A 21288-nucleotide genomic window follows, 5' to 3' on the forward strand; every position below is an offset into this window, starting at 1 on the left:
TTATATCTTAGCAGGTTTTTAAGTTAAATCCAAAGTAATTTACAGAGTTGTTGTAGCAGATACCTTTTACGATCTCCTCTAATGTATCATAATCTGCTGGGAACTCACCGTTTTCTACCCATCCACCGATCAGGTTGCAGAGAATTCTGCGGAAGTAATCGTGACGTGTGTAGGATAAGAAGCTTCTGGAGTCTGTCAGCATGCCGACAAAACCGGAGAGATTTCCAAGGTTTGCAAGGGAGATCATCTGATCCTGCATACCGGTCTTGTGATCGTTGAACCACCATGCGGAACCCTGCTGGATCTTTGCGACAGCGGTGGAATCCTGGAAGCATCCTAAGATCGTGCCGATTGCCTGGTTGTCGTTCGGGTTTAAGCTGTAAATGATAGTTTTTGGAAGATTTCCGCTCTTATTTAAGAAATTTAAGAAATCTGCCATCTCAGAAGATGGTGCATAGTTGTTGATGCAGTCGTATCCGGTATCCGGTCCAAGGCGGTCGAACATCGGAGTGTTGTTGTCACGTTTGCATCCATAGTGAAGCTGCATAACCCAGTTACGTTTTGTATACTCTGTGCCGACAAACAGCATAAATGCAGTCTTGAATTTTAACTCTTCCTCACGGGTAACACCTTCTCCGGAGAGACGTTTTGCAAAAATAGCTTCAATCTCATCATCGGAAGCCGGTGCGTACATTACATATTCCAAAGCGTGGTCAGATACGCTGCATCCCATGGAAGCGAAGAAATCCATACGGTTTGAAAGTGCCTTCTTTAAGGCTGCAAAGGTATCTACTTTGATGCCGGAAACGTCAGATAACTGTGCAATGTAATCTAAATATGTAACTTTTTCGATATTCATTGCCTTGTCAGGACGCCATGCCGGAAGAACCTGAACGTCAAAAGAATCATCCTCTGCAATCTTTTTGTGCCATTCTAAGGAGTCGACCGGATCGTCGGTGGTGCAGATCAGAGTAACGTTGGACTGTCTGATGATGTTGCGGACAGACATATCTTTCTCTGCAAGTCTCTTATTGCATAACTCCCATACTTCCTCGGCTGTTTTCTTATTTAAAACGCCGTTGTAACCAAAATATTTCTTTAATTCAAGATGACTCCAGTGAAACAGTGGATTGCCGATGGCTTTTCCAAGAACCTCAGCCCATTTTAAGAATTTTTCCTTGTCGGAAGCATCACCGGTGATGTATTTTTCATCGACACCACAGGAACGCATAAAGCGCCATTTGTAATGGTCGCCGCCTAACCATACCTGGGTAATATTTTCAAACTGACGGTCCTCGTAGATTTCCTGCGGATTGATGTGGCAGTGATAATCTAAGATCGGTACATCTGCTGCGTAGGAATGGTAAAGTTTCTGAGCAGTCTCGCTCTGAAGTAAGAAGTTTTCATCCATAAATTGTTTCATTGTTTTTTCCTCCATAAAAATTGTTTTAGAATAAAGTAGTTCCACGTTTGATCAGTTTGCCGGAGAAAATAGATTTCTTCGGCATTTCTTCACCGGAAAGAACACCGACTAAGGTCTGTACTAACTGATGAGTCTGTGTTTCTAAGCGGTTGTCCACGGAAGTGAGTTCCGGAATACAGCAGGTTGTCAGCATGGAGTTGTTGTACCCAATAATCGATAAATCGTCGGGCACAGAAATATGATTGCGTTGTGCGTATTTGACTACGCCGACGGCGAGTACGTCATCCGCAGCGATCACTCCATGAAAAGGAGGGGCCTCTTTTGCAACCTGATCCATAAAATCTGCAATTTCATTGAATTGCTGGGAATCTCCGTCGTATTTGTGGATCCTGTTTTCTATATCAGAGATGCCATGTTTTTTTAAGGCGTCTTTGAAACCATTTAATTTTTTGCGGCCACTATATGAAATAGAATTGTAAATATAGACTGGATCGGCGATACCGGAATCTAACATGGACTCGGTAGCCTCAAACATAGTCGTGTAGTCGTCGCATAAAGTGCTGTAAACGTTCGGATAATCAAAGGAAGCGTTTAACAGCATGATCGGTACCTGCGTGGAAACATCTTTAATATACTGGTTTTCATCTTCGGTAGTACCGATGAAATTAGAACCGACAAGAATGATGCCGTCTACTTTTTTGGAAAGGATCAAATTCAGGTAATTTTGCTTGAGCTCCAGATTATATCCGGTGCAGCAAAGCAGAGACTCATAACCGTTTGCCTGCAGCTCCTGTTCCAGATAATAAACTGCCTTTGCAAGAAAAAGATCCGAGGAATCTGCACAGAGAATACCAATCGTCTGCAGGGAGTGAAGCCCCATGCCGCGTGCGAAAGCATTTGGTGTGTAGTCATATTTTTCAATGATATCCATGACTTTTTTCTTTGTGGAAGGGCGGACCTTGTCACTGCCGTTTAATACACGGGATACGGTAGCAATCGATACCCCCGCTTTTTTTGAAATATCATATATTGTCATATAAAAAATCCTTTTATAACAAATTTGCATCCTGAAACGTTTCGGATTACATTAAATATAGAATGTAAACAAAAAATGAAAGCAGTTTCATTACTGCTGGCCTAATTATACAATATTAAAAAAAATAAAGCAATATCGGATTTTGTGAAAATAGAAAAAATGTAGAAGAAAAGATGGAGATTTTAAAGAAAAATAATAAAAATTACTAAATTGTGCAAAATTACATATTGACGAAACGGCAAAAAGGTGTAAAAATACAAATTGTAAACGCTTACAAAATGACATTGTGCAGTGATGAGCTGATAAGCAGGAGGAATATGATGGAATTATTAAACAGAAAGAAAACAGGAAAAGTGGAGAGACCGGTTAAAGTATTACAGTTCGGAGAGGGAAATTTCCTTCGTGCATTTGTTGACTATATGATCGACATTGCAAATGAGCAGGGGAAATTTAACGGGGACATCGTACTTGTAAAACCGATCGAATTTGGAAGTCTTGACAGATTCCATGATCAGGAGTGCCAGTATACCGTACAGTTAAGAGGAATCGTAGACGGTGAGCCAAAACGTATCAACCGCATTGTGACCAGCGTTGCAGATGCAGTAGACGCTTATGGTGAATATCAGAAATATGCAGATTATGCAAAACTTGACAGCTTACGTTACATTGTTTCGAACACAACAGAAGCAGGTATCGTTTATGATGATACAGACCGATTAGAGATGGAACCGCCAAAAAGCTATCCGGGCAAATTAACCAAATTCTTATATGAGAGATATAAACATTTTAACGGGGCAATGGATAAAGGTCTTGTGATGCTTCCGGTTGAGCTGATCGATGACAATGGTATCCACTTAAAAGAGTGTGTAGAGAAACTTGCAGTACTCTGGAATTTAGAAGAGGGATTTAAGACATGGTTAGATGAAGCCTGTGTATTTACTTCTACATTAGTTGACCGTATTGTAACCGGTTACCCAAGAGACGAGGCAGAGGAGCTCTGCAAAGAGTTCGGTTATCAGGACAATCTGATCGTAACAGGTGAGCCATTTGCTCTCTGGGTGATCGAGAGCGCAAAAGATATCAGCAAAGAGTTCCCGCTTCCGGATGCAGGACTTCCGGTGATCTTTACAGACAACCAGAAGCCATACAAACAGAGAAAAGTCCGTATCTTAAACGGTGCACATACTTCCTTTGTACTGGCATCTTATCTCTGCGGCAATGATATCGTGTTAGAGTCTATGCAGGATGAACTGATTTTCAACTTTATGAAAGCAACGATCTTTGATGAGGTCATTCCTACACTGACACTTCCGAAACAGGATCTGATTGATTTTGCAGAGGCAGTGATCACAAGATTTAACAACCCATATGTAAAACATGCGCTGTTATCCATTTCCCTGAACTCTGTTTCAAAATGGCGCGCAAGATGTATGCCGAGTTTCTTAGAGTACATTAAGAATGAAGGAAAACTTCCGACACACCTGACATTCTCACTGGCTGCACTGATGGCATTCTACACAGGAACAGAGATCCGTGACAAGGCTCTGATCGGACATCGTGACGGTACTGAATACCAGATCTTAGATGACGCTGCTGTATTAGAGTTCTTTGCAGCAAACAGTTCTAAGGACGCAGCAGAGTATACACATGCTGTTTTATCCAACGAGCATTTCTGGGGCGAAGATCTTACCAAATTAGCCGGAGTAGAAGAGGCTGTAACCGGTTATATGGAAGATATCCGTGCACTTGGTATGAGAGCAGCAATGGAAAAAACTTTTAACGCATAAGCAGGAGAACACTTATGAAAGATTTTATAAAAATCAATGAAAATGATAATGTCATTGTTGCCATAAAAGAACTTGCAGAGGGAGAGAAAGTCACAGTCGATGGAAAAGAATACACAGCGGCTGAGACGATCCCTGCCGGACACAAGATGGCGATCTGTGACATCCCGCAGGGCGGTGATGTGATCAAATATGGTTTCCGTATCGGAAATGCAAAAGAGAATATCAAAGCCGGTCAGTGGGTGCATGTACACAATATCAAAACAGCACTCGGCGATCTGCTCACTTATACCTACGAGCCTGTAAAAACAGAGGAGAAAAAGACAGAGGAGCGTACCTTTATGGGATTTGCACGTCCGGACGGCAGCGTCGGTGTGCGTAACGAAGTATGGATCGTACCGACCGTCGGCTGTGTAAACAATATTGCGACGGCGATGGCAAAACGTGCCAACGCAAAGGTACATGGCTCTGTGGAGGAAGTGATTGCATTCCCGCATCCATATGGATGTTCCCAGATGGGTGATGATCAGGAACACACCAGAACGATCCTCGCTGATCTCGTAAAACATCCAAATGCCGGAGGCGTGTTAGTACTTGGTCTTGGCTGTGAGAACAGTAATATCGGTGAACTGAAAAAATACATTGGTGATTATGACGAGAACCGTGTGAAGTTTTTAATCTGTCAGGAATGCGAAGACGAGATGGAAGAGGGCGAAAAACTCCTAGAGGAACTGATCAATTATGCGGCAGGATTCTCCCGTGAGCCGATCAGTGCATCCAAACTGATCATCGGCATGAAGTGTGGCGGCAGTGACGGATTTTCCGGAATCACTGCAAACCCGCTGGTTGGTAAATTCTCTGATATCCTGATCGGAAAGGGCGGAACAACGATCCTGACTGAGGTGCCGGAGATGTTTGGCGCAGAGACACTGCTTATGAACCGCTGTGAAAATGAAGAACTATTTGAGCAGACGGTGAACCTGATCAACGATTTTAAACAGTATTTTAAAGATAATCACCAGACAATCTACGAGAATCCGTCACCTGGAAATAAAAAAGGCGGTATCTCAACCTTAGAGGATAAGTCTTTGGGATGTACACAGAAATCAGGAAGTGCTGCAGTAAAAGGCGTTCTTTCCTACGGCGAGCGCGTACATACGCCGGGATTAAATCTTCTCAGCGCACCGGGCAATGACCTTGTTGCTGCAACTGCATTAGCAGCCAGCGGAGCACACATTGTTCTGTTTACGACCGGACGCGGGACACCGTTTGCTTCCCCGGTTCCGACCGTTAAGATTTCCAGCAACAGTACACTTGCCGGAAAGAAAAAGAACTGGATCGATTTCAATGCGGGCGTTCTTGTGGAGGATGCAGAGTTAGAGGAGACAGGTCAGAAATTATTTGACTATGTGATCGACGTTGCATCTGGTAAGAAGGTACGCAGTGAGGAAGCCGGATTCCATGATATGGCGATCTTTAAGCAGGGTGTTACCTTGTAAGGAAACGGAAAAAAGTTGTCAATCTGATATGATGGATATCTACAATAGAATGTTTGTGCAGAATTCAATCTGTTATTTCAGAAACATCCGGCAGAAAAAGTAGAAACTGGATTCTTATTGAAAGAATCTTAAACATAACACAAAAAAGGAGACAGAATTATGTCATTTTTAAACAATTTCTCATTAGAGGGTAAAATTGCATTAGTAACAGGCGCGTCTTATGGTATCGGATTTGCTATCGCATCTGCTTATGCAGAGGCAGGCGCAACCATCGTATTCAACGATATCAAACAGGAGCTGGTTGACAAGGGATTAGCAGCTTATGCTGAAAAAGGGATCAAAGCTCATGGTTATGTCTGCGACGTTACCAATGAGGAGCAGGTGAATGAACTTGTGAAAAAAGTAGAGGAGGAAGTTGGTGTGATCGATATCCTTGTAAACAATGCAGGTATCATCAAACGTATTCCAATGTGCGATATGTCAGCAGCAGAGTTCAGACAGGTAATTGATGTTGACTTAAATGCACCGTTCATCGTATCAAAAGCAGTGATTCCGTCCATGATCAAAAAAGGCCACGGAAAGATCATCAACATCTGCTCTATGATGAGTGAGCTTGGCCGTGAGACCGTTTCTGCTTACGCTGCAGCAAAAGGTGGTTTAAAAATGTTAACAAAGAACATTGCATCTGAGTACGGTGAATTCAATATCCAGTGTAACGGTATCGGACCTGGTTATATTGCAACACCTCAGACAGCACCTCTTCGTGAGATCCAGCCGGACGGTTCCAGACATCCGTTTGACCAGTTCATCATCGCAAAGACTCCGGCTGCAAGATGGGGAAATGCAGAAGACTTACAGGGACCGGCTGTGTTCCTTGCATCGGATGCATCTAACTTTGTAAATGGTCATGTGCTGTATGTAGATGGTGGTATTTTAGCTTATATTGGTAAGCAGCCACAGTAAAAACAGATGAGATTTGTTGTGAATTGATGCTGCACCCAGTCAGGAGGTGGCTGAGCCTTGGGACGTGCGCCGGAACCGGCAGGTTTTGTTGGGTTCCGTTGTACGGAAATAAGAGGTTCTAAGTGCCCTTGATCTGGGTTGTGGCAGAGTGACGCGTGCATCCCCGGACGAGCCTTCCATGGCTCGACGGGGATTTTTGCTGCCATCCGTGGCAGCAAAACGCTGTTTTGTGACAAGGGCACTAAGAACCTCTAATTTCCTCCCAAAGTCATCACAAAATCTGCCGGTTCCGGTGCACTGTCGGCGTGCCTTAGTGCAAACACCCTCCAAGTTTCTGATGGATTTTAGATGATATTGATTGTGGCTTCACTGCTAAAGCAGGAAGCTGTTTTTTGCTGTGTAGGATTCGGGTGTCAAAAGGTGGCTTCAAGTTTTTGATTGGCAAATTGCACAAAGTCGGGTCTGTTTTGTTCCGATGTCCGAAAATAAGAAAATCTAAGTCTGCCTGAGTTAGATTACAACGGAGTGACGTGTACGTCTTAAACGCCCCGTCCATGTGGCGTTAAGACTTTTGCCGCCTCACTACAGGCATCCACAAACCATCCCAACCAGATGTCCCTGAAACTCCCCAAATAAACTTTCCTCCTGCTTCCTCATAAACACCGTTACATCCGCATCTCCAAACACCACCTCAAAATGCACACTCCCCACAAACGCATCGATCACATGCGCCCGCACATACAGAGTGTTCTCTGAAACCCACACTCCGCTGGCAGCATACCTCTGGTCATAGACGGGAAACTGTCCGCAGACAAGTTTTCCAAAACCGAAATGAATGGAACACGGTCTGCCGTGCAGTGTAAACGTAAAACATCCCTCATCATTTGTAAAATCCGCTGTAAAATCTGTAAACTCACTACTGTTTGGTTTGAACATATATCGTTTCCCCGAAACTTGTGAAGTGACCGCTGCCGTCATTGCACTATCGCCCAGAGGTGCAATCGCAAGTGAAGAGAGCACAGAAAGAAGCTCTGTATGCGTTTTTTGATCTTCCGGGAGTGGATCTGCCTGTATGAAAGGAAGAATCTCATCATACAGAGCATCATAAATCAGTTGATTTCCACCCGCAAGTCCCTGTGTGTCTGCGGTAGTGACAAAGAGAAGATCATAATCCGGAAGGTAATGGATGAACTGACCACCCATGCCGTAGCAGACAAAACCATTTTTTTCACTGCGCCAGATCTGATAACCATAGCCGCAGGCTTCACTTGGAAGAGGTGCCGTGATGCGTGTGTCAGAGAGATGGGAGGTTGCTGTTTTGATGTAGGAGGCAGAAACGAGCTGTGTTCCATCAATATTTCCATCGTGAGATAGAAGATAACCGAATTTTAACAGGTCGGATGGAAGAGCGACAAGTCCGCTTCCGCCCATGGAGACGCCAAAAGGATCTGTCAGCATGTAGGATTCACCGGAAAATTCCAAAACAGACAGCTTTTCTTTGAGATAATCGAGCATTGGCATGCCGGAAAGACGTTCTACAAGCGCACAGAGTGTATGTGCGGAGGACGTATCATAATGAAAGAGCTTTCCGGCAGGATGGGTTGGCGGCACGGTAAAGAAACTCTCTACCCAGTCACTTTTCATATCGACTTTGTAGGTCGTCGCGGCATGGCAGGTGCGCATCATGAGCATATCCCGGATCGTCATGGCTGCAATCCACGGATGTACATTTGCTGGAATCTTGTCTGGAAAATATGAGACGATCGGATCATCCAGTGATAATTTTCCTTCCGCTTCCAAAAGACCGATCGCAATGGATGTAAAACTTTTACTGATCGAAAACATGCGATGCAGCGTGTCTTTCTGATAGGGTGCATAGTAGCCCTCGGCAATGAGTGTGTCATGCCGCATTAAAAGAAAACTGTGCATTGGAACCTGTTTTTTTTGTAAACGATCCAGAAAGTGAAGAAGGCATCCGGATGGGATGCCAGCACTTTCTGGAGAACCTTTTTTGAAATTCATTGTAATATCCTCCATTTCTTATTAAGACTGAACACCAAAGCTGCTTGGTGTAACGCCATATTTTTTCTTAAATGCACGTCGGAAAGACGTCTGGTTGTTATAACCAACTTCCAAAGCGATTTCATTGATACAGGACTCGCCTTTTTCAATCAGATGTGCCGCCTCTGTGAGCCGCAGATCTTCCAGATAGACAGAGAAGTTCACATTCATATTTTCTTTAAACATATGAGAAAAATAACTTTCTGATATGTGGAACTCGTCGGAGATCTTGCTTAAGCAGAGCGCCGGATTTTTGTAATTTTCACGGATATAAGTCACAATGCTGTCAATCAGATTATTCTTTTCGGATTTTGATGCAAAGAAATCACACAGTTTAATGCTGATATCTTCACAGAGACGGAAAGTTAACTCGTCCTGTGAAAGCATAGTATCAATTTCCGCTATCTGCGGAGTACTTTCTCCCGTATATGTAAAACGTGCTTTCAACAGAGTGTTGCGGATATCGGTAAGTAAAAACCGTAATAACTGAAACGGAAGCGAACGTTCTTCAATGTTCTCCTGGTGGATCAGATTGAAAATTTCAATCACCTGGGATTTATTTCCGCCAGTGATGGAACGAATCAGACGGGTTGAAAATTCAGCCGGATAGTAGTAAACATGGGAGTCTTTTTTCAACATTTCATATGGAAGGAAAATATAGTTTTTACTGGTATACCCTGCAGCATCTTTCGCCTGTTGGTAAGATTCCCATATGTTGGTGAAGGAGCAGGAGAGACCGATTCCTGCAAAAAACCAGATCGAATACTCTTCTAGCAGTTCACTATGAAATTTTAATGCTTTTTCCTGAAGTGTGATCAGTATCTCATCGGCAGTTCCACTAAAAGGGATTAACACAGCATAAATATGTTTCTTTGGGGAACACAGATATAAGTTATTTTCATAAGAAAAATATCTGGCCAAAAGACCGGCGATAATATCTTTCATACTTTCAGAACTTTCAGTGGAAGTATTTTCATTTGGAAAAGTATCTGCAGCAGGATCATTTTCGTAAGTTACACCGTACAATACATAATAATGAAGCGATGGATCTTCTAAATGCAGATAATTCTGGATAAATGAAAGCTCATCCGGGGTTGTGATAACTCCACTCATCAGCTGTCTCAAATAATTGTCATATAAAACAGGACGGATTGCAGCAGCTTCTTCGATTAACTGCGTATTTGCATGCAGTGTTTCCTGGAGCTGGTCATCTAAATGAAGAATCGGGCGCATATTGTTGCGGACTAAAATAAATATCATGATAAGTCCACCGATGATTGCTGCAAAAAGGATCAGCAGAAAAATAAACTGATAATCGGATGGATAAATGGATTCCGGCTGTACCAGATAGAAAGTCCAGTCATTTGTTTTTGATGCGATCCGCATAATATGTGTGTCATTGTGAACACAGGTATTATTGTCATCATAGGATAAGGATAATACGGATTCGGTAAGCGTATTTAAATCTTTTTCAGATGATGTATTCTTATCTTCGGACAGGGAAAACACTGGCTGATCCTGTGCGTCGACTGCAATAATGTAACCGGTATCACCTAAAGAAACACCGCTGAAAATTTTGCGTAAGGTCTGCTCATTGATATGGAAAGCAACGGTAGCAGGAATATCTTTGTAGGTCAGTACGTCCATATTTAACACATAAAGATATGCGTTACCGCTTTCGGGAAGCATAAAATCCGAAAGTGGATAAAGGGCAGAATCTTTTGTCAGATTGTTGTTGAGCAGATCATGCCATTCATTAAAATTCGCCCCGGAAGATAAATAGTTTCTTATATAATAAAGCTGTTCGGAATTGAAAGTGTTTACACTGATAATATAGCCGCTATTTCTCAGATAAACAAAATAGGTACTGAAAGGAAGCTCATTGTAGGAATACATATAAGAGGCAAGGGACTGCTTCATGGTGAGACCTGACAGATAAAAATCATTATCGTCTGTGGACTTCATCGTTGCAAGATGGTATAGTTTGGTATTCATGCTGAGCTGTCTTGTGATAGAATCCATGGTTGTGAAATTATTATCTAAAAGTGAAACGGCACTTTCAAAGGTAGACTGATCCTGATTCCAGAAATCCTCTTCAGAGCGTGTTGTTGAGACACGGTGGAGGTGTACCATCAGAAGTAAAATGATAAGTAAAAAGACACTGTATGTAATAGCAAAGCGAATCATGAGAAACGTAGTGGATTCATTTTTTGCTGTGGCATCCGCTGGTGGATTCAAATTTATTCTCATAGGTATTAAATGTCCTTTTTTCATGTTTTTTAATCGTACGTTTTCTATTTTATCATAATATGAAAAAAATACAACAAAAAATCAAAAACCCAGTAAAATCAATGGTTTGCGTAGTGTTAAAACAAATTTTGTACCCCCTGTCAAATATTGTTTCTTGCTGAAAATCCCATAAGATGGTAATGTATGAGCAAGACATGAAAGCACTTACATCAGAGCAGTGTCGAAACAAATTTTTTCCTAATAAGGAGGTTCTTATGAAAAAGAAGGTAGTATCAGTCCTTATGGCTGCCGCTATGGTAGCTGGTATGGCAGGATGCGGTTCCAGCAACACTGGTAACGCAGGAACAACAAATTCAAATGCTTCTACAAATAATGAAGCAACCACAGAGAGCGGTGATGCTTCCGCAAGCACAGCAACAGATTCTGATGTTGAGAAACCAGAAGAGATCACCATTATGGTAGATGGAACTGTTTTCACACAGGAAAACGGACAGGCAGAGTTCATTGCTAAATTGGAAGATCTTCTTGGAATGAAGATCAATGTGATCCAGCCGGATCATGATGCTTACTATGATGTAGTAGGACAGACAGTTGCAAGTGGTGACTGGCCAGACGTTATGATCTTATCTTCTACCTATTATGCAGGTTATGCAGAGCAGGGAGTTCTGTGGGATATGACAGACGCTTATGCATCTTCTGATTTAAAAACAAGACAGGATGCATACGGCAGCACAGGAGTTATCGATGGTGTAAGACTTGATGGTAAGTTATACGGTATGCCGGCAGCTCGTGGTAACGGATGTGTTACATATGTTAAGAAAGCATGGTTAGACAACTGCGGACTTGATGTTCCGACAAACTATGATGAGTATCTTGCAATGCTCGAAGCATTTACAACCGGTGACCCGGATGGAAATGGTGTAAACGGAGATACCTACGGTGTATCTGCTGCTGGTTTCATCGGAACAGAGGCTCCATATACAAACTACTTACCAGAGTTCTATCAGGATGCAAACCCAAGCTTCTATAAAGCAGAAGACGGAACATGGAAAGATGGATTCACAGAGGATTCTATGAAGAGCGCACTTGAGAGAATGGCAGCTGCTTACAAAGAGGGCGTGATTGATCCTACCACATTAACAAATGGTACATCTGACTGCCGTAACAAATTCTATGATGACAGCTTTGGTGTATTTACTTACTGGGCAGGTACATGGGCAACCAACTTAAAGACAAATCTTGAAGCAAACGGTAAAGACGGTGAGTTAGTAGCATTACCTCCGATCGCTGAAGTAGGTCAGTACCTTGACCGTGTTCCACCAGTATGGTGCATCACATCTGCATGTGAGAACCCGGAAGGCGTATTCAAATACTTCATTGAGCCGATGCAGGATGGCGGAGACGTTCAGTTCTTATGGACATACGGTGTAGAAGGCATTCACTGGTCAACAGCAGCAGAGACATTATTTGCTGGAACAGAGAACGAGAAAACATATGCGGATGGTGAGTTCCATATGTTAGAGAACCGTGAGAAAGAGGGTACACAGTACACCAAAGCCCACATTGATCCAATGCTTGCTTTAGTTGAGCTTGCAAACGATCCTCAGGAAGAATCTGTAGCAGCAGAAGCAAAAGAGTCTGCACAGTTATTCAATGATAATTGCAAAGCTGCGGATCTTGTTCCTACCACAGATGAGATGAGCGAGTACAATGGTGATTTAACAACGTTAAAGAACGAGCTGATCGCAAAAGTTGTTATGGGTGAGATCACTGTTGATGATGCATATGCACAGTTTGAGTCAAATCACGGTGCAGAGTGGTCACAGGCAATCGTTGATTCTTTAAACAAATAATAAAACTTTCCGGTAAACGGAACTAAGAACTATGATCTGTGCCCTGACTGCGGATATCCGCAGCCGGCACAGATCATGGATCACAAATTCATGTTTGATTGAAAAGGAAGAACAGATATGAGAAAAAGTAATGAAAAATCAGCCGTAACGGCTACAACCGGTGGAAAGAAGAACCACCTGGCAGCAAAAATCTATAAATACAGAGGATTCTATCTGATGTTTCTTCCTGTATTAATTTTTGCATTAATATTCTTTTACTTACCAATGCTTGGAATCCGTTTTGCATTTACCGATTATAACGGAATCAAAGAGGCAAGTTTTGTTGGTCTCAAAAATTTTCAGAAAATGTTTTCCATGCCAAATTTCTGGACGGCATTCTGGAATACCTTACAGATTAGTATTATCAAATTGTTTTTGACAACAGCAGCAGCTGTTATTGTTTCTATCTTTTTAAATGAGATTGCAAACATTCATTTTAAAAAGATCGTGCAGACAATTATTTATCTGCCACATTTTATGTCATGGGTAGTTACCGCATCCGTCTTTACTTTGATCCTGGCACCGACAGCAGAAGGTCTTGTAAATACATTCCTGATCAACGCTGGTGTACTTGATTCTGGGATTTATTTCCTGGGGGATTCAAAATGGTGGAGACTTGCGTACTATATCATTAATATTTGGAAAGAAACCGGTTGGCAGACCGTTATCTTTATGGCAACGCTTGCCGGAATAAATACAGAGCTTTATGAAGCTGCAGCAATGGATGGTGCAGGACGCTGGGGCAAGATGAGATATATTACTTTCCCGGCTTTACAGAATACAATCCTTACTGTTTTGATCTTAAACCTTGCAAAGGTTATGAACCTGTTCGAGTCCGCATTTGTAATGCAGAATGATGCTGTTTTAGGTACAGCAAACGTACTTGAAACTTATATTTACTATCAGACCTTCAACAGTGGTGCGATTCCAAATTACGGTTATACGACAGCCGTTGGTCTGTTCAAATCTCTGGTTGGTTGTGTACTGGTACTGTTCTGCAATCACTTAAGCAAGAAAGTACGTGATGGACGCGGAATCGTCTAGGAAGGAGCAGCAGATATGAAAAGCAAGAAAAAAATAGAAGTTTTCCCGATCGTAAACGGGTTAATATTTATTATCTTAAGTTTACTGATTATCATCCCGATGTGGAAAGTATTAGTTGACTCATTCGATTTAAAAACCGCATATGGTATGAAATTATGGCCGGAGGAATTTGGCCTTGCAGGATACATTTCCGTATTCAAAAACCCAACGCTGTCCCATCCGTTAATGATTTCTGTAATCACAACGATTGCAGGTACGATCATCGCATTGATCTTATCTACATTTGGTGCATATGTACTGATCCAGTGGGATATGCCGGGACGTAACTTATTTGCAAACTTATTACTTTTTACCATGATTTTTCAGGGTGGTATGATCCCTACCTACCTCGTATTAAAATCATTACATTTAACCAATACCATCTGGGTCGTTATCTTATTCCCGGCACTGAACGTGTATAACCTGGTATTGATGAGGAACTTCTTCGAAGGTATTCCTGCCAGCCTGTTTGAGTCGGCAACACTTGACGGATGTACTCCGATGCAGACATTTATCCGTATCGTACTTCCGATGTCAAAAGCAGCATTAGCATCCATCGGTCTTATGTTTGCCGTTACATACTGGAACGACTATACACATTACAAACTTTATATTACAGATTCAAACCTTTATAACTTCCAGATGAAGTTAAGAAGTATCATCATGGGTAGTGATCTTCCGCAGGCAAACGGTGGTGCAACTGAGAACACCGTAAAGAATGCAGCAATCATTGTTATCATCATTCCATTCATGATCGTATATCCGTTCTTACAGAAATACTTTGTAAAAGGTGTAAATATCGGAGCTGTAAAAGAATAAGGAGGAAGGTTTGTATGGCGACTATTTTCTGGGCTGGAGATTCTACCGTACAATACAATGACATTCTTACATTTCCGCAGACCGGCATAGGACAGGTGATGAACCTGTTCCTAAAGCCGGAGGTGCGGGTGGAGAACCATGCCAAAAACGGCAGAAGCACAAAGAGCTTTATCGATGAGTCGAGACTGACACCGATTTATGACAAAATTACCGCAGGAGATTTTCTATTTATCCAGTTTGGACATAACGATGAGAAAAAGAATGATCCACAGCGGTATACAGATCCATATTCCGATTACATGGTGAATCTGGAAAAATTTGTAAATGCAGCAAGAAACAAAGGAGCATGGCCGGTTTTTATTACGCCGCTTGAGCGCAGATGTTTTATTGATGAGGAACATTTAGATATCGGGGAACATACCGATTATGTGGCGGCAATGAAACAGACAGCTGAAAATTTAAATGTTCCGCTGATCGATCTTTACAGTATGAGCCGCGCAGAAATGCGAAAGGCTGGAGCTGAAAAAACCAAAGAATGGTATATGCATCTGCCGGCAGGTGTCTATCCGTCCCATATGGACGGGCTGACCGACAATACGCATCTGAAATATATGGGTGCAGTTGTCTACGCGGGATGTATAGCGAGAGGTTTAAAAGAACTTGGCGGTATCTATAGTGATTTATTAGTGGCTTGGGAGTGATCCCTTGCCATTTTTGTATCAGGAAATAAAACCAGTGTTTAGGAGGATTTGAGGGTTATGTCATTGTTATGGAAATCAGATCAGGAAGATGGGACTTATAAAAACCCGATACTTTTTGCAGATTATTCCGATCCGGATGTGATACGCGTAGGGGATACCTATTATATGACGGCATCCAGCTTTAACTATGTGCCGGGACTGCCGATCTTAACATCCAAAGATCTGGTAAACTGGGAACTGAAAAATTATGCGATCGAAAAGATCGATGAGCCGGGCTATGATCTGCCGCAGCATGCAAAGGGCGTATGGGCACCTGCGATCCGTTACCATGAGGGATATTTTTATATTTACTACGGAATGCCGGATGAGGGCATCTACATGGTGCGCACAAAAGACGCACTTGGAACCTGGGAAAAACCGGTACTTGTGTTAGCCGGAAAAGGTCTGATCGATTCCTGCCCGTTCTGGGATGAGGATGGAAATGCATATATCATCCATGGTTATGCGAAGAGCCGTATTGGATTTAAGAGTCATCTTGGCATATTCCCGATGTCATGGGATGGAACAAAGGCGACGGGGGAGGACCATATCCTCTACTGTGGACTTAAGACACAGCCGACGATTGAGGGACCAAAGGTATATAAGCGAAACGGATATTATTACATTTTTGCTCCGGCAGGCGGTGTAAAGACCGGATGGCAGGTGATTCTGCGCTCAAAAAACATTTACGGACCGTATGAGGAGAAAAATGTGCTTCATCAGGGGAACAGTATCGTAAACGGACCGCACCAGGGAGCACTGGTAGATACGGTAAACGGCGATGAATGGTTCCTTCATTTTCAGGATCGCGGACTTTACGGACGTATTGTCCATATGCAGCCGGTCGTATGGGAAAATGACTGGCCGGTCATGGGGATCAATGCAGTGGATGGCTGTGGGGAACCATGTATCATCCATAAAAAACCAAATACCGGAATCACAGAGAAACCTTGTTACCTTGCGGCGGGAGATGACTTTTCATCGGAAAAACTCGGCTTGCAGTGGCAGTGGATTGGCAATCCGAAGGATGATTTTTATTCTTTGAAAGAGAGAAAGGGGATTTTGAGATTATACTGTAAAAATCCATCCGGGAAAGCGGAGCCGATCCTCTGGGAGTGTTCGAATGTGCTGACGGAAAAACTGGTCTGCCCATATTTTAGAGCGTCTGTCTGTGTTGACATTTCAGCATTGTCTGAACAGGAGCAGGCGGGAATGGTCATGATGGGCGGTCACTATGCATATCTTGCAGTCCGCATGATCAGAGGTCAGAAACGTCTGATCCTTGGAAAATCTTATGACGGTGAGGATGGAATGCGCGAGAAGGCAGAGCAGCTTTTGGTACTGCCGGAGGAACAGGAAAAAGTTTATCTGATCTTTGCGATGCGCGAGGGAGATAACGGCAGTGTATTTCATTGTTATTATTCATTGACTGATGATACAGATAGTGCATCCTGGACGGAAGTGAGAGCAGAGTTTACACCGTCTGATCATACCTGGGTAGGTGCGAAGATAGGGCTGTTTGCGAATGTCATCGGGGAAAAGGAACTGGGAGGCTATGGAGATTTCGAGTATCTGCATGTAGAGGCACTGGAAGATTAGATTATGGGACTTCAAAAAGAATTAGAAGCAAAAAATTTAGATGGTGTGATCCGTGAACTGACAGAAAATCCATCCTGCATTGATGATGTGACGGAAAAAGGTGTACCGCTTGCTTTGTATGCAGCGGAACTTGGAGATTTTTCTATTGTAAAGTATATTGTCGAATATTCCAGGGCAAGTATGAATACGGTGGATGAAAATCATAGAAATATTCTGCATTATGCAGCGGCGTCCGGTAATCTGGAAATGAACCGTTACCTTGTGGAAAAAGTTGGAATGGATATTACGGCAGGAGATGGTAAATGTGTGACGCCGTATCAGATTGCATATGAAAGAAAAGATGAGAAACTTCTTTCTTACTATAAAGAACGAACAGGTGCATCTTATGAGGGGATGTATCATAATCCGATACGCTGTGGAATGTTCCCGGACCCGTCTATTGTGCGTGTCGGGGAAGATTATTATATGGTGAATTCATCATTCATATTTTTCCCCTGTATCCCGGTTTCGCACTCGAGGGATCTGATACACTGGGAAATCATCGGTCATGCGATCACAGATCCACAGTGGGCGGCACTGGATGAACTGGAAGGCGGCAGAGGCTACTGGGCACCGGATATTTCTTATGATAATGGAAAATTTTATGTCACGGCAACCTACCGCCTGAATGACACAGGCACTGTGTACCGTAAACAGATCGTGGTAAGCTCAGATAGACCGGAGGGACCGTACAGTAAACCGGCGGTCATTGATGAGGATGGAATTGATCCGTCTATCTTTCACGAGAATGGCAGACACTATATGCTGCTAAACCGTGGGGCGAGGATTTTAGAACTGAATGATGACTGCACAAAGCAGATCTCTGAGGCAAAATTGTTATATTACGGAGATCAGAAACGTGCGCCGGAAGGACCACATCTGTTAAAAAAAGACGGTTATTATTATCTGTTCTTGGCAGAAGGAGGAACCGGAATGGGACACAGGATTTCTGTTGCGAGAAGTAAGACACTTATGGGAAATTATGAACCGTGTCCATACAACCCGATCATGCGGCAGATGGATGAGGGGGCAGCAATCCAGAGATGTGGTCATGGAAAGCCGGTCTGCACACAGAACGGGGAGTGGTATATGGTATATCTCTGCGGCAGGATGATCGGAGATGGTTACAGTATGCTTGGCAGGGAGACGGCGCTTGATCCGATCAGCTGGACGGCGGATGGCTGGCCGGTCGTAAACGGTTTAAAGGGACCTTCGGTTCTGCAGAAAAAACCGGATCTTCCGGTGTGGATGCCGGAAGAAGAGCCGGATATTGGCTGGAACCCAAAATGGATGACACCACGTGCACCGGAGCCGGAAGGAATCCGTTTTCTCTCATCAGGAATCCGTATCAAAGGGAGCCGTTTTCCACTCAGAGATGTGGCTGCTAAAAATATTTTATTGCAGAGACAGACTTCGTTTTGTTTTACTGCGGAAACGGAACTTGTGATACCGGGACTTACAGGTGGTCAGGAAGCAGGTTTAGTCTGTTATTATGACGAAAATACATGGGTGTGTCTTGCAGTCTGCAGGGAAAATTCTTATTATATCCAGGTAAAAGAACATATTGGGGATAAAGATGTTCTGCATGAGAGACAGATGCTTCCATGTGATTGTTCAGGGAAAAAGATCAGCCTGAAAGTGGAAACAGAGTATTTAAAGCGGCGTTTTACTTACCGGCTGCAGGGGGAAGAAAAACATATAGCAGCAGAGATTGCGAATGTTTATTATCTATGCGATGAAGGAATTCATATGGGTAAGCGCTTTACCGGGGCAATGACAGGTATTTATGCGGTTGCCGGAGAACACAAATTGTATGCAGATTTTTTTAATTTTATTTATCAGGATATCGAAGCATAAAAAAGTCAGTATCAGAAAAACGAGGGAGACAAATGGAAACAAAAAGACAGGAAGATATCAGAAAACTTATGCAGATGCCGGAAGAGGCGATTGCTTCTCTGAATGAATCAGAGGCAGACCGGCTCGGAAGACTAGCAGTCATGTTTTATAAAGAAACAGGAGATGGAGTATATAAGGAGAAAGCAGAACAGATCCGTGCAGCGCAGGGCGAATTGCCGGAGGATATCTGTGCCATGCCTTTTTTTATGGAATATGAAACGGTATGTGGGAAAAAAGAGCGGTACAATAAGATCGTTGACCGGATGGAAGATGAGGCGTCAGCCGGATTTGCCGATGCAAAAGCAAGAAATGCATATTTAGCAGCCCTGGTGGATGTGATTGATGGAATCAGTTTTGAGATTTATGAAAAATACCGCACTTTGACCGCAGTTTATAAACGCGTATTAAAGGATGCGTTAGCTGAGGGAGAAGAAACAACGGAACTTGCCTATGCCATATTAAAGGGCTGCAATATTGGAATTTTGCTGAAAGAAAAATATGCAGAAACAGGTGCTTTAATGGCAGGGCATCTGAAAAATACGGGCATGACAGATCAGACGGAATATCTGTCAGACATTACAGCAAGAACAATAGAACAATATGATCTGCTTGCGATGGAACAGTCGGAATAGGGAGGAAAAGAGTCATGGAAGTAAAACTGATTATGAAATCTGCCCGCAATGCGGTCATTGAAATTGCAGATGGTGGAATTTACAATACAAAAGAAACATATCATGTTCTGCTGAACGGTGAAGAGGTATTTTCAACGGATACGGTTATAAATTCATTGTTTGATTTAAAACCGCAGACTTCCTATGAGGTTTCTGTAAGAACAGCAGATGGTACCGAACTAGGAACGGTATCGTTTGTTACAGCATATGAATTTGTCACATTAAATGTCCGTGATTTTGGTGCTACAGGCGATGGAAAACAGGATGATACGAAGTTTATACAGGCAGCGATCCTAGCCTGTCCGAAGGAAAGCCGTGTGCTTATTCCAAAGGGAAGCTATCGCATTACCAGTCTGTTTTTAAAAAGTAATCTGCGCCTTGAGCTTGCAAAGGGAGCAGAACTTATCGCAGATACAGACAGGGCGGCCTATCCGAAATTTCCTGGTATGATTGAAAGTTATGATGAACAGGGTGAATATAATTTAGGAACGTGGGAAGGAAATCCATTACCGATGTTTGCCGGCATCATCACCGGACTGGATGTAGAAAATGTATTGATCTACGGAAGAGGAACGATAAATGGCAATGCTTCAAAAGAAAACTGGTGGAAAAATCCGAAAGTCATGGTAGGAGCATTCCGCCCGCGTCTGTTTTTCTTAAGCCATTGTCAGAATGTGACACTTTGTGGTGTAACTTTCAAGAACAGTCCGTCCTGGACACTGCATCCGTATTTTTCAGATAACCTGAAATTCTACGGACTTACGATCAACAATCCAAGCGATTCGCCAAATACGGATGGCCTGGATCCTGAATCATGCAAAAATGTAGATATTGTCGGTGTGAAATTCTCACTTGGAGATGACTGCATAGCAGTTAAGTCTGGTAAGATCTATATGGGAAAGAAATATAGGACACCTTCTGAAAATATCCATATCAGACAATGCCTGATGGAAAATGGTCATGGTGCAGTAACAGTCGGAAGTGAGATGGCTGGCGGTGTCAAAAATCTGGTCGTGGAAGAATGCCGGTTTTACGATACAGACCGGGGACTACGTATCAAGACACGCAGAGGACGGGGAAAAGATGCCGTTTTAGATCAGATTATTTTCCGGAAAATCGATATGGATCAGGTTATGACGCCGTTTGTGATAAACTGTTTTTATTTCTGTGATCCGGACGGCAAGACCGAGTTTGTCCAGAGCCGTGAAAAAATGCCGGTAGATGATGGTACACCTGCGATCTTAAGACTTGATTTTGAAGATATTAAAGCCCAAAACTGTCATGTGGCAGCTGCATATTTTGATGGACTGCCGGAACAGAAAATTGAGCAGATCATTATGAAAAATATTACAGTGACATATGCTAAGAATCCGAAATCCGGCGTTCCTGCCATGTCTTCCGGTGTGGAAGAGTGTACAAAGAAGGGAATCTTTGCGCGCAACATCAAAGAACTGGTATTAGAAAACGTGGAAATAGAGGGACAGGATGGAGAACTTCTTGTTACAGAGGGAATTGACCATTTCGTGCAGTAGA

General features: G+C 42.9%; 15 protein-coding genes. 11 read left to right on the plus strand and 4 right to left on the minus strand.

Annotation, left to right across the window (positions count from 1 at the left end; translation table 11 throughout):
• Positions 1-7: 7 nt before the first annotated feature.
• Entirely contained in the window at positions 8-1423 is a 1416-nt protein-coding gene (gene uxaC / locus RIL182_RS09315) for a glucuronate isomerase (RefSeq protein ID WP_044998651.1), read from the minus strand.
• A 25-nt stretch (positions 1424-1448) separates the two neighbouring features.
• Positions 1449-2459 (minus strand): LacI family DNA-binding transcriptional regulator, encoded by a 1011-nt coding sequence (locus RIL182_RS09320; RefSeq protein WP_015520694.1) that lies wholly within the window; start codon positions 2457-2459, stop codon positions 1449-1451.
• Positions 2460-2779: 320 nt separating this feature from the next.
• Between RIL182_RS09320 and RIL182_RS09325 the strand changes: the two genes are divergently transcribed.
• The 3 genes from RIL182_RS09325 (at position 2780) to RIL182_RS09335 (ending at position 6705) form a co-directional block, all read left to right on the plus strand.
• Positions 2780-4246 (plus strand): tagaturonate reductase, encoded by a 1467-nt coding sequence (locus tag RIL182_RS09325; RefSeq protein WP_044998653.1) that lies wholly within the window; start codon positions 2780-2782, stop codon positions 4244-4246.
• 14 nt (positions 4247-4260) lie between these two features.
• Complete coding sequence (locus RIL182_RS09330) at positions 4261-5742, plus strand: UxaA family hydrolase (protein WP_006856013.1); 1482 nt, start codon at positions 4261-4263, stop codon at positions 5740-5742.
• Between the two features lie 159 nt (positions 5743-5901).
• Positions 5902-6705: a gluconate 5-dehydrogenase gene (locus RIL182_RS09335; protein ID WP_006856014.1), complete on the plus strand. Its 804-nt coding sequence runs from the start codon at positions 5902-5904 to the stop codon at positions 6703-6705.
• Between the two features lie 582 nt (positions 6706-7287).
• On the opposite strand, the gene RIL182_RS09345 is transcribed toward RIL182_RS09335, so the two are convergent.
• Both RIL182_RS09345 and RIL182_RS09350 read right to left on the minus strand, forming a co-directional pair.
• Positions 7288-8727: a serine hydrolase domain-containing protein gene (locus RIL182_RS09345; RefSeq protein ID WP_243095916.1), complete on the minus strand. Its 1440-nt coding sequence runs from the start codon at positions 8725-8727 to the stop codon at positions 7288-7290.
• Between the two features lie 21 nt (positions 8728-8748).
• Complete coding sequence (locus RIL182_RS09350; RefSeq protein ID WP_243128748.1) at positions 8749-11016, minus strand: AraC family transcriptional regulator; 2268 nt, start codon at positions 11014-11016, stop codon at positions 8749-8751.
• Positions 11017-11270: 254 nt separating this feature from the next.
• On the opposite strand from RIL182_RS09350, the gene RIL182_RS09355 reads away from it, so the two are divergent.
• The 8 genes from RIL182_RS09355 (at position 11271) to RIL182_RS09390 (ending at position 21287) form a co-directional block, all read left to right on the plus strand.
• Positions 11271-12869, plus strand: a complete 1599-nt coding sequence (locus RIL182_RS09355; protein WP_022112705.1) for an extracellular solute-binding protein — start codon at positions 11271-11273, stop codon at positions 12867-12869.
• Positions 12870-12986: 117 nt separating this feature from the next.
• On the plus strand, positions 12987-13952 hold the full coding sequence (locus tag RIL182_RS09360; RefSeq protein ID WP_006856019.1) for an ABC transporter permease: 966 nt from the start codon (positions 12987-12989) through the stop codon (positions 13950-13952).
• A gap of 15 nt (positions 13953-13967) precedes the next feature.
• Positions 13968-14810, plus strand: coding sequence for a carbohydrate ABC transporter permease (locus tag RIL182_RS09365; RefSeq protein WP_006856020.1), 843 nt, complete (start codon positions 13968-13970; stop codon positions 14808-14810).
• Positions 14811-14824: 14 nt separating this feature from the next.
• The gene (locus tag RIL182_RS09370; protein WP_006856021.1) at positions 14825-15511 is read left to right on the plus strand and encodes a rhamnogalacturonan acetylesterase; all 687 of its coding nucleotides are present in this window, start codon (positions 14825-14827) and stop codon (positions 15509-15511) included.
• Between the two features lie 57 nt (positions 15512-15568).
• Positions 15569-17149, plus strand: coding sequence for a glycoside hydrolase family 43 protein (locus RIL182_RS09375; RefSeq protein WP_006856022.1), 1581 nt, complete (start codon positions 15569-15571; stop codon positions 17147-17149).
• A 3-nt stretch (positions 17150-17152) separates the two neighbouring features.
• Positions 17153-19045 (plus strand): family 43 glycosylhydrolase, encoded by a 1893-nt coding sequence (locus RIL182_RS09380; protein WP_006856023.1) that lies wholly within the window; start codon positions 17153-17155, stop codon positions 19043-19045.
• A 32-nt stretch (positions 19046-19077) separates the two neighbouring features.
• The gene (locus tag RIL182_RS09385) at positions 19078-19716 is read left to right on the plus strand and encodes a hypothetical protein (RefSeq protein ID WP_006856024.1); all 639 of its coding nucleotides are present in this window, start codon (positions 19078-19080) and stop codon (positions 19714-19716) included.
• A gap of 14 nt (positions 19717-19730) precedes the next feature.
• Positions 19731-21287, plus strand: coding sequence for a glycoside hydrolase family 28 protein (locus RIL182_RS09390; protein WP_006856025.1), 1557 nt, complete (start codon positions 19731-19733; stop codon positions 21285-21287).
• The last annotated feature ends 1 nt before the right edge of the window (position 21288 follow it).

It is taken from the genome of Roseburia intestinalis L1-82 (assembly GCF_900537995.1).
Taxonomy (GTDB): domain Bacteria; phylum Bacillota; class Clostridia; order Lachnospirales; family Lachnospiraceae; genus Roseburia; species Roseburia intestinalis.